Raw genomic sequence first — 16,185 nt, forward strand, 5'->3', positions numbered from 1 at the left:
TCCGATGATGCGCCGTCCCGCCGCCATGCTCGCCTTGTGCGCAGCCCTCGTTGCTTCCACCCAGGCTCTGGCAGCCGAATTGCCACAGCGCTGGGTCAGTGCGGGCGGCGCGTTGAGCGAGTGGATCAGTCAATTGGGCGGTGAACCACGCCTGGTGGGCGTCGATACCACCAGCCAGCACCCCGAGTCGCTGAAGGCGCTGCCGAGCATCGGTTATCAGCGGCAGCTGTCGGCCGAGGGCATTCTCAGCTTGCGCCCGGACGTGTTGGTGGGTACCGAGGAAATGGGCCCGCCACCGGTGCTGGCGCAGATCCGCAGCGCTGGCGTTCGCGTCGAACTGTTCTCCAGCCAGGCCGACCTCGCGGCCGTCGATACCAACCTCAAGCACCTTGGCAAGTTGCTGGGTGCCGAGCAGAAGGCCGCGCAGCTCGCCTCGGGTTATCAACAGCAAGTCGAAGCCCTGCAGGTACAGGTCAAGCAGGCCCAGGCCAGCCACAAGGCGCCAGGCGTCCTGCTGTTGGTCGGCCATGCGGGGGCCAAGCCGCTGATCGCCGGGCAGGGCACCGCAGGTGACTGGCTGTTGCGCCAGGCCGGCGCGCGCAACCTGGCAGCGCATCAGGGCTACAAGAACTTCTCCAATGAAGCGCTGGCGGCGTTGGACCCGGATGTACTGGTGTTCTCCGATCGCGCCTTGGCCGGTGACCAGGCCTTGCAGGCGCTGCTCAAGGAGAACCCTGCATTGGCTGCGTCGCGTGCCGTGCGCGACAAGCGCCTGGTTGCCCTTGACCCGACATTGCTGGTCGGCGGCCTCGGCCCACGTTTGCCGGCAGCCCTGCAGGACCTGGCGGCCACGTTCTACCCGGCCAGCATCGCTCGATGAAGCAACGGATCCAACCGCGCACGCTGTTCATTGCCCTGGGCGTACTGTGTCTGCTGGCGGTCTGGCTGTCTCTGGCCCTGGGGCCGGTCAGCCTGCCGCTGTTCGATACCTTGCGCGCGGGATTGCGTTTGCTGGGCTTGCCCATCGCTGCTGACGGCCTGGAGCAGGCAGACATGATCCTTGGCCAGATCCGCTTGCCGCGCACGCTGCTCGGTTTGGCGGTAGGCGCGGTGCTGGCGCTGTCTGGGGTGGCCATGCAAGGGCTGTTTCGCAACCCGCTGGCCGATCCTGGCCTGGTCGGGGTAGCCAGTGGCGCGGCGCTGGGCGCGGCGGTAGCGATCGTCGGCGGTAGCTGGATGGGGGGCATACCGGAGTGGTTCGCCCCTTACCTGCTGTCAGTCTGCGCCTTTGTCGGCGGCCTGGGGGTGACGGCGCTGGTGTACCGGCTGGGCCGCCGTGATGGGCAGACCAATGTCGCGACCATGCTGCTGGCCGGTATCGCCCTGACGGCACTGGGCGGTTCGGCGGTAGGGCTGTTCACCTACCTGGCCGATGACGCCACCTTGCGTACCTTGACCTTCTGGAACCTGGGCAGCCTCAATGGCGCCAGCTACGAGCGCTTGTGGCCGTTGCTGATCGTGGTGGTAGTCGTTGCCCTGTGGCTGCCGCGCCGGGCCCAGGCGCTCAACGCCTTGTTGCTGGGGGAGTCCGAGGCACGCCACCTGGGCATCGAAGTGGAGCGCTTGAAGCGCGAGCTGGTGTTCTGCACTGCGCTGGGCGTGGGCGCCGCCGTAGCGGCGGCAGGCCTGATCGGGTTCGTCGGCCTGGTGGTGCCCCACCTGGTGCGCCTGTTGGCCGGGCCTGATCACCGTGTGCTGCTGCCGGCGTCGCTGCTGGCCGGTGGTACCTTGCTGCTATTCGCCGACCTGGTGGCACGCCTGGCCCTGGCGCCGGCCGAGCTGCCGATTGGCATCGTGACGGCCTTCATCGGTGCGCCATTCTTCCTTTTCCTGCTGATTCGGGGGCGCAGCTGATGCTCGAAGTCGAAGGCCTGCACCTACGCCGGGGCGGCAGTGACGTGCTGCACGACATCGATCTGCAGCTGTTACCCCACCAGGTGCTCGGTGTACTAGGGCCCAACGGCGCCGGCAAGAGCAGCCTGCTCGGCGCCTTGTGCGGCGAACTGCCCCCCAGTCAGGGGCGGGTGATGCTGCAAGGCAAGGCGTTGGATGTGTGGCCGGGGCAGGCGCGTGCGCAACGCCTGGCGGTGCTACCGCAAGTGTCCAGCCTGGGCTTTGCCTTTCGCGTCGAGGAAGTGGTGGGCATGGGGCGTCTGCCCCACGGCAGCGGCCAGCAGCGCGACCGGGAAATCGTCGAAGCAGCGCTGCGCGCGGCGGATGCCTGGCACCTGATCGACCGCAGTTACCTGGCATTGTCCGGCGGCGAACGCCAGCGCGTGCACCTGGCCAGGGTATTGGCCCAGTTATGGCCCGGCGCCGAAGGCAGCACATTGCTGCTCGACGAGCCCACCTCGATGCTCGACCCCTTGCACCAGCACACCACCTTGCAAGCCGTGCGCAGCTTCGCTGACCGCGGGGCTGCAGTGCTGGTGATCCTGCATGACCTGAACCTGGCGGCACGCTACTGTGATCGCATCCTGCTGCTCGAAGGGGGGCGCTGCCATGCGTTGGCTTCGCCGCAGCACGTGCTGACGCCCACCGCTCTCAAGGCGGTATTCGGCATCGAAGTGCTGGTACAGCCCCATCCGGAACGGGGCCATCCGCTGATCATCACCCGCTAGGAGGCATTGCCCATGCGCCATCCATGGCTGTCTGGCTCGTTGCTGTTATTGATGCTGTCGCTGGTGGGATGTCAGGCCAGCCTGCCCCCATTACCGGCTTGGCAGAGCAGCGAGGGGCGTGACAACGCAGCTCTGGGGCAGATTCGCGACCTGGCCAGCGGCCAGGTCATCAGCCCTGAGCAGTTGGTCGAGCGTCTCGCTGGGGTGTCACGGGTGCTGGTGGGTGAGAAACACGACAACCCTGACCATCACGCCTTGCAACTGTGGTTGCTGCGCGCGCTGCAGGCCCGGCGAGCCCAGGGCAGCCTGCTGCTGGAGATGTTGCAGCCAGAGCAGCAAGCGCGCCTGGAGGCGGTGCAGAGGCAAGCCCAGCTGCCGCAAGACTTGCCCAAGGCCCTGGACTGGCAGGACGGCTGGGATTGGCAATTCTATGGTCCGATCGTCCGTGAGGCCTTGCAGGACCGTATCGCACTGCTGCCAGCCAACCTCTCGGTGGGCGAAATGCGCGCCGCCTATCGCCAGCCGACACCCTTGGCCGGGGTAAAGTCCAATGCGCCAGCGGTGCGGGCGGCGCTGCTCGAACAGGTGCGCGAGGGACATTGTGGGTTGCTGCCGGAAAGCCAACTGCCGGCCATGCTGGCGGTGCAGCAACGCCGCGACCGGCGCATCGCCGAGCATTTGCTGGCGGCGCCGCAGCCCGCGTTGTTGTTCACGGGGGCCTATCACGCGCGCAAGGATCTCGGCGTGCCATTGCACCTGGCAGACCTGGGCGCGAAGGGGGAGAGCAAAGTGCTGTTGCTGGCCGAGGTCGGTGAGCAGGTGGGGCCAGGAATGGCTGACTATGTCTGGTATACGCCGGCCACGCCTGAGCAGGATTACTGCGCGCAGCTGCGCAAATAGGATGTTGCCCGGCCCTGCATGAAACCGCAGGCAAAAAAAGACCCGGCAAATTGCCGGGTCAATAACCGTGATTAGCCTGATGAGGAGATAATCTGAGAGTCCGAACCAGGGGCTTTCAGTTTATCCAACCAGTCTCGCGACCAGTTGTGATAATCATAACGATTCTCATTCAGAGGTCAATCCCCTCTCGCTCTTTATTTCAGATTTTTTTTGCGTCGTGCTTTTCGCATCCAGTTGTTGATTGAGCGCTTGCTTGCGCTCGGCCGGCAAATCGTTCCAGTGCATGTCCAGCAGTGCGCCTTCAATGGCGTACAACAGCACCTTCGACGCCCGGAATCCCCGCGTTTTCACGGCCTGGTACGCACCGACCGCGCCTAGGCGACGCAAGTCCGATGCACTGTGGATACCGGCCGCATGCAACCACTGCGCGGAGGTCTTGCCAAGATTCTTCAGATGCTGCAATTCATCGTTCATCGAGCCTCCTTGCGATGGCTGAACGGGTCTAGGGGATAAATCGCGAGCAGGTCAGAGAGGAGTGTAGCGGGGGTTGGGAAATGCGCGGCCTTTTGCCATCTGGGGCGACGGATTGGGAGATGAGCAGCTTGTTGTGGCCCTATCGCCGGCAAGCCGGCTCCCACAGGAATCCCACAATTCTCGAGAGCGGTGGTGTCCCTGTGGGAGCCGGCTTGCCGGCGATAGGGCCGTTACGCTTACAGACCAGGCAAACGCTGGCGGATCTGGTCGATTACCTGATCCATGCTGGCGCTTTCCTGGGTATCCACACGGGTGGCGTGCTGCAGTTCCACGGCAGTGAGCGGCTCACGGCTGGCCTGCTGGGCCTTGACCACTTCCAGGGTGGCGTCCGACGGGTCGCTGTTTTCCGCCTGGCGCTGCTCCAGCCAGCTGGCAATCACTGCCTCCGGCGCGTGACAGTCGAGGATCAGGAACGGCACGCCGGTTTCGCTGGCGACCTCTGCCGCCGCCTGGCGCTGGTCGTGCTTCAGGTAAGTGGCATCGAGCACCACCGGGTAGCCGGCGCGCAGGATGGTGCTGGCCAGTTGGTGCAGGTGCTCGTAGGTGGCGGCACTGGCACTCTGGTCGTAGATGCCGGCTTGCAACTGGCCAGCGGCGGCGGGTTGCTGCTCACCGAACAGGCGCTTGCGTTCTACATCCGAACGCACGCGCACGGCACCCAGGGCTTCGACCAGGCGCATGGCCACGTGGCTCTTGCCCACGGCCGAGACACCATGGGTGATGGCCAGCAGGCGCGACGGAATGGCGCTGTAGCTTTCGGCCAGGTTGGCGTAATTGCGGTAGGTGCGCAGGGTGGTAGCGCGCTGCACGCCATCGGCATTGGCGGGCATGCTGAACAGCGCCACCTTGGCCCGTACCAGGGCGCGGTAGGCCTTGTAGAAGTTGAGCACTTCCAGGCCTTGGTAATCGCCGGTCAGCTCCAGGTACTGGCTGATGAAGCGGTGAGCGAGGCACTTGAGGCCGCGGTCTTCCAGGTCCATGGCCAGGAAACCGGTGTCAGCCCAGACATCGGTCATGCGGAACGGCTCGTTGAACTCGATGCAGTCGAAGATCACCACTTTGCCATCGATCAGGGTGGCGTTACCCAAATGGATGTCGCCATGGCATTCACGGGTGAAACCATTGGCCTTGCGCGCGGCGAAAAGGTCCTGCAGACGCTCGAAACTGCTTCGCGCCCAAGCTTGCAGGTTGTCCAGCTGCTGCAAGTCGGCCTTGTCGCTGAGGAAGGGGCGGATCTGTTCGAAGTTCTGCTCGACCGGCGCCATCACGCTTTCAGGCGAGCCGTAGGGTTGCTCGGCGGCCACCTTGGGTGTTTGCAGGTGGAATTCGGCGATCTGCCGGGCCATCTGGTCGATGTGGCCGGCATTCAGTTCACCGTTGGCCTGCAGGGTGTTGAGCATCTGCCCCTGGGGGAACTGGCGCATCTTCAGCACGTACTCGATTGCCTCGCCGTCACCGCCGAGCTGCGGCGCTTCGGCACTACCGGTGATCGGCAGCACGTCGAGGTACAGGCCTTCGGTCAGGCGCTGGTTCAGGCGCAATTCTTCGTTGCAGAAGTGCTGGCGCTGATCCAGTGCGGTGAAGTCGAGGAAGCCGAAATTCATTGGCTTCTTGATCTTGTAGGCGTACTCGCCCGTCAGCAGGACCCAGGAGATGTGCGTCTCGATGAGTTGGAACCCGTCTACGGGATGAGGGTAGAGGGCAGGGTTCTGCAACGCGGTAATCAAGGCTTGGCTCACGGGAAATCCTTCCGGGGGCAGGGAATTCGAAGGCGCCATTATGGTCAATGGTGCCGCCCCTGCATACCGCCAGAGGGCGTCTGCCCAGCCTTTACAAAGTGCGTATAATCCGCCGCCATGACTCGAACCCGAAATCCTCGTACCCCTCAGAAACGCCCGACCGGCCGCTCGCGCGCCTGGCTGGGCTGGGCCTTGAAGCTCAGCCTGGTCGGCCTGGTGATCGTCGCTGGCTTCGCGGTTTACCTCGATGCCGTCGTGCAGGAGAAGTTCTCCGGCAAGCGCTGGACCATCCCGGCCAAGGTATATGCCCGGCCGCTGGAGCTGTTCGTCGGCCAGAAGCTGAGCAAGAACGACTTCCTCACCGAGCTCGACGCCCTCGGCTACCGTCGCGAGAGCGCGGCCAATGGCCCGGGCGCCGCGGCGATCAACGGCAATACCGTTGACCTGAACACCCGTGGCTTCCAGTTCTATGAAGGCATGGAGCCTGCGCAGTTCGTCCGCGTGCGCTTCTCTGGCGACTACGTGGCGGGGCTCTCGGGCGCCAATGGCGGCAAGCTCGACGTTGTTCGCCTGGAGCCGCTGATGATCGGCGGTATCTACCCGAAAAACCTCGAAGACCGCATCCTCATCAAGATCGACCAGGTGCCGCCGTACCTGCTCGAAACCTTGGTGGCCACGGAAGACCGGGACTTCTATAGCCATTTCGGCGTCTCGCCCAAGTCCATTGCTCGAGCAGTGTGGGTCAACACCTCGGCAGGCTCCATGCGCCAGGGCGGTAGTACGCTGACCCAGCAGTTGGTGAAGAACTTCTACCTGACCAGCGAACGCAGCCTCAGCCGCAAGCTGACCGAAGCGATGATGGCCGTGCTGTTGGAAATGCACTACGACAAGCGCGAAATCCTTGAGGCGTACCTCAATGAAGTGTTCGTCGGCCAGGATGGCCAGCGCGCCGTGCATGGCTTCGGTCTGGCCAGCCAGTTCTTCTTCAGCCAGCCGCTGTCGGAGCTCAAGCTGCACCAGATCGCCTTGCTGGTGGGCATGGTCAAGGGGCCGTCTTACTACAACCCGCGCCGCTACCCCGAGCGTGCCCTGGCCCGCCGCAACCTGGTCCTTGACCTTGTGGCCGAGCAGGGCGTGGCGAGCCAGGAAGTGGTCGACGCGGCGAAGAAGATGCCACTGGGCGTGACCAAGCGCGGCAGCCTGGCCGACAGCTCGTTCCCGGCCTTCCTCGACCTGGTCAAGCGTCAGCTGCGTCAGGATTACCGCGATGAAGACTTGACCGAAGAAGGCCTGCGCATCTTCACCAGTTTCGATCCGATCCTGCAGATGAAGGCCGAAAGTTCGATGAACGAGACCTTCAAGCGCCTGGCCGGGCGCAAGGGGGCAGATGAAGTCGAGTCGGCGATGGTCGTGACCAATCCGGAAACCGGTGAGGTGCAGGCCCTGATCGGCAGCCGCCAGTCCGGCTTCGCCGGCTTCAACCGCGCCATCGATGCGGTACGGCCGATCGGTTCGCTGGTCAAGCCGGCGGTGTACCTGACCGCGCTGGAGCAGCCGAGCAAGTACACCCTGACCAGCTGGGTGCAAGACGAGCCGTTCTCGGTCAAGGGCGCCGATGGCCAGGTATGGCGACCGCAGAACTACGATCGCCGCCCGCATGGCACGATTTACCTGTACCAGGGGCTGGCTAATTCCTACAACCTGTCGACCGCCAAGCTCGGCCTTGAAGTGGGCGTGCCCAATGTCATCAAGACCATCGGTCGGCTGGGTGTGAAAGTGGACTGGCCTGCATTCCCGTCAATGCTGCTGGGCGCGGGTGGCATGTCGCCGATGCAGGTGGCGACCATGTACCAGACCATCGCCAACGGTGGCTTCAACACGCCGATGCGCGGCATTCGCAGTGTGCTGACCGCCGAAGGCGAGCCGCTCAAGCGTTACCCGTTCCAGATCCAGCAAACCTTCGACCCGGCGTCGATCTACCTGGTGCAGAACGCCATGCAACGGGTCATGCGTGAAGGTACTGGCCGCTCGGTATACAACGTATTGCCACGTTCGCTGACCCTGGCGGGCAAGACCGGTACCAGCAACGACTCGCGCGACAGCTGGTTCTCCGGCTTCAGCCAGGACCTGCTGGCGGTGGTGTGGATGGGCCGCGACGATAATGGCAAGACACCGTTCACCGGTGCCACGGGTGCATTGCAGGTCTGGACCAGCTTCATGAAGAAGGCCGACCCACTGCCGCTGGACATGCCACAGCCAGACAACGTGGTGCAGGCGTGGATCGACCCGTACAGTGGCCAAGGTTCCGACGGAAGTTGTCCGGGAGCGGTGCAGATGCCGTATATTCGCGGCAGCGAACCGCCCGCTGGGGCAGCCTGTGGCGGTGAGCAGAATCCGGCAGAATCGGTCATGGACTGGGTAAAAGGCTGGATGAATTAAGCACTGGCTGCATTGATGAGGTGTGACGTGAATAAGTGGCTGTTTCCTGCCTTGACGGCGCTGGCTGTGCTCCAGGGTTGCTCCAGTGTGCAGCGTGGCAATATCCCGGTGGTCGATTCGAGCACCCGTGTGTCCAACAGTGAACGGGCCACGGCCAACCGCTCGGCGGCCGGCATGAACAACGGCACCGCGCAGGCGCAGTCGCTGCCCGAGGATTCCGGGGTAACCGTGATGATTCCGCAAGGGGCCGGTGCCACGAGCATCCAGACTTTCCCGGCGGGTAACGGCGCGGCACCGATCAGCACCACCCCGATGACCACAGGTCCGGTCGGCGCTGCGCCGATGACCACCAACCCCAATCCGATCGCCGATGAGCCCTTCGACATCGCCTCGATGAACAGCACGCCGGCGGCGACCAGCGCGCCAACCGGCATTCCGCGCAGTAACGCGACCTCGGGCGGCCTGTCGGCCGACGAGCAGCTGGATGGCCCGGTGCTGGCGCTGCTGACCACGGCCCAGTCGCAACAGGGCAGTGGTGACTTCAACGGTGCCGCATCGAGCCTGGAGCGTGCTCAACGCATTGCCCCGCGCGAGCCGCAAGTGCTGTACCGCCTTGCCCAGGTGCGCCTGTCGCAGGGTGATGCGGCCCAGGCTGAGCAGTTGGCGCGCCGTGCGCTGACCTACGCCAACGGTCGTCCCGACCTGCAGGCCGAACTGTGGAACACCATTGCCCAGGCCCGCGAAAAGCAGGGTGACAGCGCTGGCGCCGCACTGGCCCGGCAAAAGGCACGGGTCAATTCCTGATGATCGAGCAACGTATCCTGGATATCGCCGACCACCTGCTGCTGATCGAACGTGAGCTGCAGGTACAAGGTTGGTGGGGCGAAGAGGCGCCAAGCGATGAGGCACTGGCCAGCACGGTGCCGTTCGCGGTCGATACCTTGAGCTTCGAACAGTGGCTGCAGTGGATATTCCTGCCCCGCATGAAGATCATCATCGAACTTGGCCACCCGCTGCCCAGCGCTTCTGGAATCCTGATCATGGCCGAAACGGTGTTTGTCGACCGCCCGGAGCAGAGCCGTGAGCTACGTCGCCTGCTAGCAGAGTTTGATCAATTGATCGCTCCTTCCGCCTGATTTCTTCTCTTTTTCCGTCAAGGGCCGCAGATTGTGGCCCTTTTTTGTGGAAATCTTATTTATTCTGCTGCTGTGATGGTTTTTAGTGGTGGCAGGAATTCATCTTGGGGAAAAATTGGCAATAATTTTTCTTGACTTAGCGACGCCGAATCAGAAGAATCCAGATTCCGCTGTAGAGGGACTGCCAGAAGCAGACCCGCTAAGCAGATCATGAGGCGCACACCCGCGCCGACCTGTTTCACCCCGCAACGCGTTACCTCGCGCTGGGTGGGAAAACCCCGCAACACTCTGGGGCGCTCCCAATACTTGCTCAGTCAGTGCTGACGTTCCGCTCATGCTCTGCTTGGCAGTAAACCTATTAAGACCCGTCCATGAAGGGCGGTATTCTGGCGTTTTAGAGGTGAACAACGTGGAGCTTTTATCTGGCGCTGAGATGGTCGTCCGCTTCTTGCGTGACGAAGGCGTTAAGCACATCTACGGGTACCCTGGTGGTGCTCTCCTGCATGTTTACGATGCACTGTTCAAGGAACCGGAAGTCGAGCACATCCTGGTTCGTCACGAGCAGGCGGCTACCCATATGGCGGACGGCTACGCCCGCGCCACCGGCAAGGCCGGCGTGGTGCTGGTAACCTCCGGCCCAGGCGCGACCAATGCCATCACCGGCATTGCCACGGCCTACATGGATTCGATTCCGATGGTCATCCTGTCCGGCCAGGTGCCTAGCACCATGGTGGGCACCGATGCCTTCCAGGAAACCGACATGATCGGCATCTCGCGGCCGATCGTGAAGCACAGCTTCATGATCAAACATGCTTCCGAGATCCCCGAAGTTCTGAAAAAAGCGTTCTACCTGGCGCAATCCGGTCGTCCAGGTCCGGTCGTGGTCGACATTCCAAAAGATATGACCAACCCGGCCGAAAAGTTCGAATACGTCTATCCGAAGAAGGTCAAGCTGCGCTCCTACAGCCCAGCAGTCCGTGGCCACTCCGGGCAGATCCGCAAGGCTGCCGAAATGCTCCTGGCTGCCAAGCGCCCGATCGTCTATTCCGGCGGTGGCGTGATCCTGGGTGGCGGCTCCGAAGCCCTGACCGAGATCGCCAAGACGCTGAACCTGCCTGTCACCAACACCCTGATGGGGCTTGGCGGCTTCCCGGGTACCGATCGCCAGTTCCTCGGCATGCTCGGCATGCACGGCAGCTACACCGCCAACATGGCGATGCACCATGCCGACGTGATCTTCGCGGTCGGTGCGCGCTTCGATGACCGCGTGGTCAACGGCCCGGCCAAGTTCTGCCCGAATGCCAAGATCATCCACATCGATATCGACCCGGCGTCGATCTCGAAGATGATCAAGGCCGACGTGCCAATCGTCGGCCCGGTCGACAGCGTGCTCAGCGAAATGATCGGTATCCTCAAGGAAATCGGCGAGCAGCCTGACAAGGCGGCGCTGGATGCCTGGTGGAAGCAGATCGACGAGTGGCGCGGCGATGGCGAGATGTTCCCTTACGACAAGGGCGACGGTAACGTCATCAAGCCACAGGCAGTGATCGAGACCCTCTGCGAAGTGACCAAGGGCGATGCCTTCGTCACCTCCGACGTGGGTCAGCACCAGATGTTCGCGGCGCAGTACTACCGCTTCAACAAGCCCAATCGCTGGATCAACTCCGGTGGCCTGGGCACCATGGGCTTCGGTTTCCCGGCGGCCATGGGCGTCAAGCTCAACTTCCCGGATCAGGACGTAGCGTGCGTCACCGGCGAAGGCAGCATCCAGATGAACATCCAGGAACTGTCCACCTGCATGCAGTACGGCCTGCCGGTGAAGATCGTCAACCTGAACAACGGTGTGCTGGGCATGGTCCGCCAGTGGCAGGACATGGCCTACAACGGCCGTCACTCGCACTCCTATGTCGAGTCGCTGCCCGACTTCATCAAGCTGGCCGAGGCCTATGGTCATGTGGGTATCCGCATCACCAGCCTGAAGGACCTCAAGCCGAAGCTGGAAGAAGCGTTCGCGATGAAAGACCGCCTGGTGTTCATCGACATCGCGGTCGACCGTACCGAGCACGTCTATCCGATGCAGATCAAGGATGGCTCGATGCGTGACATGTGGCTGAGCAAGACGGAGCGTACCTGATATGCGGCACATCATTTCCCTGCTGCTGGAAAACGAACCCGGTGCTCTGTCCCGCGTGGTCGGCCTGTTCTCCCAGCGCAACTACAACATTGAAAGCCTGACCGTGGCGCCGACCGAAGACCCGACCCTGTCGCGTCTGACGTTGACCACCGTTGGCCATGACGAAGTGATCGAACAGATCACCAAGAACCTGAACAAGCTGGTCGAAGTGGTCAAGCTTGTCGACCTGTCGGAAAGCGCTCACATCGAGCGTGAACTGATGCTGGTCAAGGTCAAGGCCACCGGTGCCCAGCGTGCCGAGATCAAGCGCACCACGGATATTTTCCGTGGCCAGATCGTCGATGTGTCCGCTAGCGTGTACACCGTACAGTTGAGCGGTACCAGCGACAAACTGGACAGCTTCATCCAGGCCATCGGCACCGCATCGATTCTCGAAACAGTGCGCAGTGGCGTCACCGGCATTGCCCGTGGCGACAAAGTGCTCAGCATCTAAATCCAAAAATTAGCGATGGCTCCGCAGGGGCCGAGATATAACCAGGGGTATTTTCATGAAAGTTTTCTACGATAAAGACTGCGACCTTTCCATCATCCAGGGTAAGAAAGTCGCCATCATCGGTTACGGTTCCCAGGGCCACGCTCAGGCGTGCAACCTGAAGGACTCCGGTGTAGACGTTACCGTCGGTCTGCGTAAAGGTTCGGCTACCGTTGCCAAGGCAGAAGCCCACGGCCTGAAAGTGGCTGACGTTGCCTCTGCCGTCGCTGCTGCCGACCTGGTCATGATCCTGACCCCGGACGAGTTCCAAGGCGCGCTGTACAAGAACGAAATCGAGCCGAACATCAAGAAGGGCGCTACCCTGGCCTTCTCCCACGGCTTCTCGATCCACTACAACCAAGTGGTTCCGCGCGCCGACCTCGACGTGATCATGATCGCGCCGAAAGCCCCAGGCCACACCGTGCGCTCAGAGTTCGTCAAGGGCGGTGGTATCCCTGACCTGATCGCTATCTACCAGGACGCCTCCGGCAACGCCAAGAACGTCGCCCTGTCCTACGCTTCGGGCGTTGGTGGCGGCCGTACCGGCATCATCGAAACCACCTTCAAGGACGAGACTGAAACCGACCTGTTCGGTGAGCAGGCCGTTCTGTGCGGCGGTACCGTCGAGCTGGTCAAAGCCGGTTTCGAAACCCTGGTCGAAGCAGGCTACGCGCCAGAAATGGCCTACTTCGAGTGCTTGCACGAGCTGAAGCTGATCGTTGACCTCATGTACGAAGGCGGCATCGCCAACATGAACTACTCGATCTCCAACAACGCCGAATACGGTGAGTACGTCACCGGCCCGGAAGTCATCAACGAAGAATCCCGCAAGGCCATGCGCAACGCTCTGAAGCGCATCCAGGACGGCGAATACGCGAAGATGTTCATCTCCGAAGGCGCCACCAACTACCCATCGATGACCGCCAAGCGCCGCAACAACGCAGCTCACGGCATCGAAATCATCGGCGAGCAACTGCGCTCGATGATGCCGTGGATCTCGGCTAACAAAATCGTCGACAAGACCAAGAACTAAGTCTTATCGGTAGATTAAAAAACGCGGCTTCGGCCGCGTTTTTTCGTTCTGCCAGTCAGCTTCTGGTATAAAGCAGACCAGTGGCTTGCTGTCAGAACCTGTTTTGCAGGCCCGTGTCGAATATTTTCCATCCTGTTGCAAGGTACCCTCCATGAGCGAACGTCCCGAAGAGCCGAACAAGCCCTCCGACGCCGAAAGCCTGCTACCTGTCGATGAGCACGTTGAAGAAGGGCATGACGCCGAAGGGCGCAAGGTGCGCCATCGTGGCATCTACCTGCTGCCCAACCTGTTTACCACCGCCAACCTGTTTGCCGGTTTCTACTCCATCATCAGTTCGATGAGCGCGCAGAGCGCCTTGAGTGCCGGTGACCCACGCGAGGCGAGCAAATACTTCGCCTTTGCTGCCATCGCCATTTTCGTGGCCATGGTGCTCGATGGCCTCGACGGCCGGGTCGCACGCATGACCAACACCCAGAGCGCCTTCGGTGCCGAGTACGACTCGCTGTCGGACATGGTCGCCTTTGGTGTCGCACCGGCCTTGCTGGCGTTCGGCTGGGCGCTGGGGGACATGGGCAAGGTTGGCTGGATGGTCGCCTTCATCTATGTGGCCGGCGCCGCGTTGCGACTGGCACGCTTCAACACTCAGGTCGGTACCGCCGACAAGCGCTACTTCATCGGCCTTGCCAGCCCGGCGGCAGCGGGTGTGGTGGCAGGCACCGTGTGGGCGTTCAGCGACTATGGCATCCAGGGCTCCAAACTGTCGTTCCTGGTGGCGTTGCTGGTTGCCGCGGCCGGCATGCTGATGGTCAGCAACATCAAGTACAACAGCTTCAAGGAGCTGGACCTCAAGGGGCGCGTGCCGTTCGTGGCGATCCTGGCGGTGGTGTTGGTGTTTGCCGTGGTGTTCAGCGACCCACCGCGCATCCTCCTGCTGATCTTCCTCGCCTATGCGGCTTCGGGCCCGATCCAGTACTTGCTGCGCGGGCGTCGTCGCAAGGTTTGAAAAAAGTTTTAATGCTGGAATAACCCTCCGGCTCCATAGTCTTACTGGTACATCCCTCATCCAGTGCTGTGGAGCCGTCATGCTCATCAAGCTTCCCAGGTCGTCCGACTGCAAGGCGTCGGAGATCACACCCGAAAGCCTTTATCTTTCCCGTCGCACGCTGTTGGGAGGCTCCCTGGCGGGCCTTGCTCTGGGGGCGATGCCGTTGGCGGCGCGGGCGGCCGAGGCCTCGCGCTACGCGGACGTCGAGGCGGGGGCCGCGCCTGGCTGGTTCAGCGACAAGCTCGCGGACACGCGCTGGCAGGCGGTGACGGTCAAGGGCGAGGCGATCACGCCGTTCAAGGATGCCACCCACTACAACAACTTCTATGAGTTCGGCCCCGACAAGGGAGACCCGGCGGCCAACGGCGGCAGTCTGAAGACCGAGCCGTGGTCGGTGGTGATTGATGGTGAGGTCGGCAAGCCGGGGCGTTATGCCCTGGAGGACTTCGTCAAACCCTACCAGCTTGAAGAGCGCATCTACCGGTTGCGCTGCGTAGAAGCCTGGTCGATGGTCATTCCCTGGTTGGGCTTTCCGCTGGCGCAGGTGCTCAAGCAGGTCGAGCCGACTTCGAACGCGCGTTATGTGCGCTTCGAGACGTTGAAAGACCCTCAGCACATGCCCGGGCAGCGCTCGGGCTTTGCTCTGATCGACTGGCCTTATAGAGAAGGGTTGCGTCTGGATGAGGCCATGCATCCTTTGGCCATCCTGGCGGTTGGCATGTATGGCAGAGAGCTTGCCAACCAGAATGGTGCGCCGCTGCGCTTGGTAGTGCCTTGGAAGTACGGCTTCAAGAGTATCAAGTCGATCGTGCGCATCAGCCTGGTGGCCGAACAGCCTCAGACTACCTGGGAAGGGCTGGCGCCGGATGAGTATGGCTTCTATGCCAACGTGAACCCTGAAGTCGATCACCCGCGTTGGAGCCAGGCGCGTGAGCGGCGCTTGCCGAGCGGATTGTTCAGCCCCAACGTGCGCCAGACGCAGATGTTCAATGGCTATGCCGATGAAGTGGCGTCGCTGTATACCGGGCTCGACCTGCGGAAGAACTATTGATGCGTTATCCCTGGCTGCGCCTGGCCATCTTTATAGTGGGGTGCCTGTTCCCCGTGTGGTGGCTCTACGAGGCAGCGATGAATCTGCTGGGGCCGGACCCTGGAAAAATCATGATGGATCGCCTGGGGCTGGGCGCGCTGACTTTTTTGCTGGTGACGCTGAGCATGACGCCTCTGCAGAAGCTGACGGGGTGGTCGGTCTGGATCGTGGTGCGCCGGCAGCTTGGGTTGTGGTGCTTTGCCTATATCGTGCTGCACATCCTTTGTTACCTGTTCTTTATCCTGGGCTTGGACTGGGGGCAGTTCACAGTGGAGTTGCGCAAGCGGCCCTACATTATAGTGGGCACGCTTGGGTTCCTCGGGTTGCTGGCATTGGCGGTGACCTCCAATCGCTACAGTCAGCGCCGATTGGGCGCGCGTTGGAAGAAGCTGCACAAGCTGGTGTATGTGATTCTCGGGTTGGGCTTGCTGCACTTTTTGTGGATCGTTCGCTCGGATCTGCGTGAGTGGGCGATTTATGCAGGGATTGGTGTTTTGTTGATGGTGCTGCGGATTCCGGCTGTGGCCCGGCGGGTGCCTCGGGTGATCGGGCGAAGGGGGAGGGCGGTTTCGTAGGGCTCGCCATTGCTTGTGTAGTGTTCTCGAGGTCGAGCGCCGCGCGGGCGGCGCTCGATTTCGAAGGCGCAGAAGATGTTGTGGCAAGCACTTGGTGGCCTTGATGCGGTCTTGATGGGGAATATTTCAAATATATGAAATTAACCCTTGACCGCCTCTCGAATCCCCTTATAATGCGCCCCACTTCCAGCGTAGTCGGAACGAGAAACTCCTTGAGATTCAAAGAGTTAATCGAGCCAGGTAGTGCTGGAAGTGCTTCGATCGAATGATCGATAGCGGTTGAAAAGGTGGTTGACAGCGCTTCTAAACGCTGTATGATTCGCCTCCCGCTACGAGAGATCGCAGCG

Annotated in this window: 15 protein-coding genes; 13 read left to right on the top strand and 2 right to left on the bottom strand. The window is 62.0% G+C overall.

Annotated elements, in window-relative coordinates:
- Positions 1-4 precede the first annotated feature (4 nt).
- From ACIPZB_RS22630 to ACIPZB_RS22645, 4 genes are read left to right on the top strand one after another with little or no spacing between them, the layout of a single operon-like run.
- The gene (locus ACIPZB_RS22630; protein WP_400642755.1) at positions 5-880 is read left to right on the top strand and encodes a hemin ABC transporter substrate-binding protein; all 876 of its coding nucleotides are present in this window, start codon (positions 5-7) and stop codon (positions 878-880) included.
- Between the two features lie 50 nt (positions 881-930).
- Complete coding sequence (locus ACIPZB_RS22635) at positions 931-1,914, top strand: FecCD family ABC transporter permease (protein WP_400642773.1); 984 nt, start codon at positions 931-933, stop codon at positions 1,912-1,914.
- Positions 1,914-2,681 carry a heme ABC transporter ATP-binding protein gene (locus tag ACIPZB_RS22640; RefSeq protein ID WP_400642756.1) on the top strand — a complete coding sequence of 256 codons (768 nt, stop codon included), beginning with the start codon at positions 1,914-1,916 and terminating at the stop codon, positions 2,679-2,681. The genes ACIPZB_RS22635 and ACIPZB_RS22640 overlap by 1 nt, the downstream gene beginning before the upstream one ends.
- Positions 2,682-2,693: 12 nt before the next feature.
- The gene (locus tag ACIPZB_RS22645; protein ID WP_400642757.1) at positions 2,694-3,581 is read left to right on the top strand and encodes a ChaN family lipoprotein; all 888 of its coding nucleotides are present in this window, start codon (positions 2,694-2,696) and stop codon (positions 3,579-3,581) included.
- A 165-nt stretch (positions 3,582-3,746) separates the two neighbouring features.
- Here the strand turns inward: ACIPZB_RS22645 and ACIPZB_RS22650 are convergent, their stop codons facing one another.
- Entirely contained in the window at positions 3,747-4,055 is a 309-nt protein-coding gene (locus ACIPZB_RS22650) for a TfoX/Sxy family protein (protein ID WP_400642758.1), read from the bottom strand.
- A gap of 236 nt (positions 4,056-4,291) precedes the next feature.
- Positions 4,292-5,854: an AAA family ATPase gene (locus tag ACIPZB_RS22655; RefSeq protein ID WP_400642760.1), complete on the bottom strand. Its 1,563-nt coding sequence runs from the start codon at positions 5,852-5,854 to the stop codon at positions 4,292-4,294.
- Positions 5,855-5,971: 117 nt separating this feature from the next.
- Between ACIPZB_RS22655 and mrcB the strand changes: the two genes are divergently transcribed.
- From mrcB to msrQ, 9 genes are all read left to right on the top strand, one after another.
- Entirely contained in the window at positions 5,972-8,293 is a 2,322-nt protein-coding gene (mrcB, locus tag ACIPZB_RS22660; RefSeq protein WP_400642761.1) for a penicillin-binding protein 1B, read from the top strand.
- Positions 8,294-8,308: 15 nt separating this feature from the next.
- Positions 8,309-9,097 carry a tetratricopeptide repeat protein gene (locus tag ACIPZB_RS22665; protein WP_400642763.1) on the top strand — a complete coding sequence of 263 codons (789 nt, stop codon included), beginning with the start codon at positions 8,309-8,311 and terminating at the stop codon, positions 9,095-9,097.
- Entirely contained in the window at positions 9,097-9,429 is a 333-nt protein-coding gene (locus ACIPZB_RS22670; RefSeq protein ID WP_008096913.1) for a YqcC family protein, read from the top strand. The genes ACIPZB_RS22665 and ACIPZB_RS22670 overlap by 1 nt, the downstream gene beginning before the upstream one ends.
- A gap of 409 nt (positions 9,430-9,838) precedes the next feature.
- Positions 9,839-11,563, top strand: a complete 1,725-nt coding sequence (locus ACIPZB_RS22675; protein WP_400642764.1) for an acetolactate synthase 3 large subunit — start codon at positions 9,839-9,841, stop codon at positions 11,561-11,563.
- 1 nt (position 11,564) lies between these two features.
- The gene (gene ilvN / locus ACIPZB_RS22680) at positions 11,565-12,056 is read left to right on the top strand and encodes an acetolactate synthase small subunit (RefSeq protein WP_008096911.1); all 492 of its coding nucleotides are present in this window, start codon (positions 11,565-11,567) and stop codon (positions 12,054-12,056) included.
- A 55-nt stretch (positions 12,057-12,111) separates the two neighbouring features.
- Entirely contained in the window at positions 12,112-13,128 is a 1,017-nt protein-coding gene (ilvC, locus tag ACIPZB_RS22685; protein ID WP_008096908.1) for a ketol-acid reductoisomerase, read from the top strand.
- A 151-nt stretch (positions 13,129-13,279) separates the two neighbouring features.
- The gene (gene pssA / locus ACIPZB_RS22690; RefSeq protein ID WP_400642766.1) at positions 13,280-14,131 is read left to right on the top strand and encodes a CDP-diacylglycerol--serine O-phosphatidyltransferase; all 852 of its coding nucleotides are present in this window, start codon (positions 13,280-13,282) and stop codon (positions 14,129-14,131) included.
- A 79-nt stretch (positions 14,132-14,210) separates the two neighbouring features.
- On the top strand, positions 14,211-15,224 hold the full coding sequence (gene msrP / locus ACIPZB_RS22695) for a protein-methionine-sulfoxide reductase catalytic subunit MsrP (protein WP_400642767.1): 1,014 nt from the start codon (positions 14,211-14,213) through the stop codon (positions 15,222-15,224).
- Positions 15,224-15,838, top strand: coding sequence for a protein-methionine-sulfoxide reductase heme-binding subunit MsrQ (msrQ, locus tag ACIPZB_RS22700; RefSeq protein ID WP_400642768.1), 615 nt, complete (start codon positions 15,224-15,226; stop codon positions 15,836-15,838). Before msrP ends, msrQ begins: the two co-directional genes overlap by 1 nt.
- The last annotated feature ends 347 nt before the right edge of the window (positions 15,839-16,185 follow it).

Origin of the sequence: Pseudomonas sp. NPDC089396 (assembly GCF_044749545.1) — a bacterium.
Taxonomy (GTDB): Bacteria; Pseudomonadota; Gammaproteobacteria; order Pseudomonadales; family Pseudomonadaceae; genus Aquipseudomonas.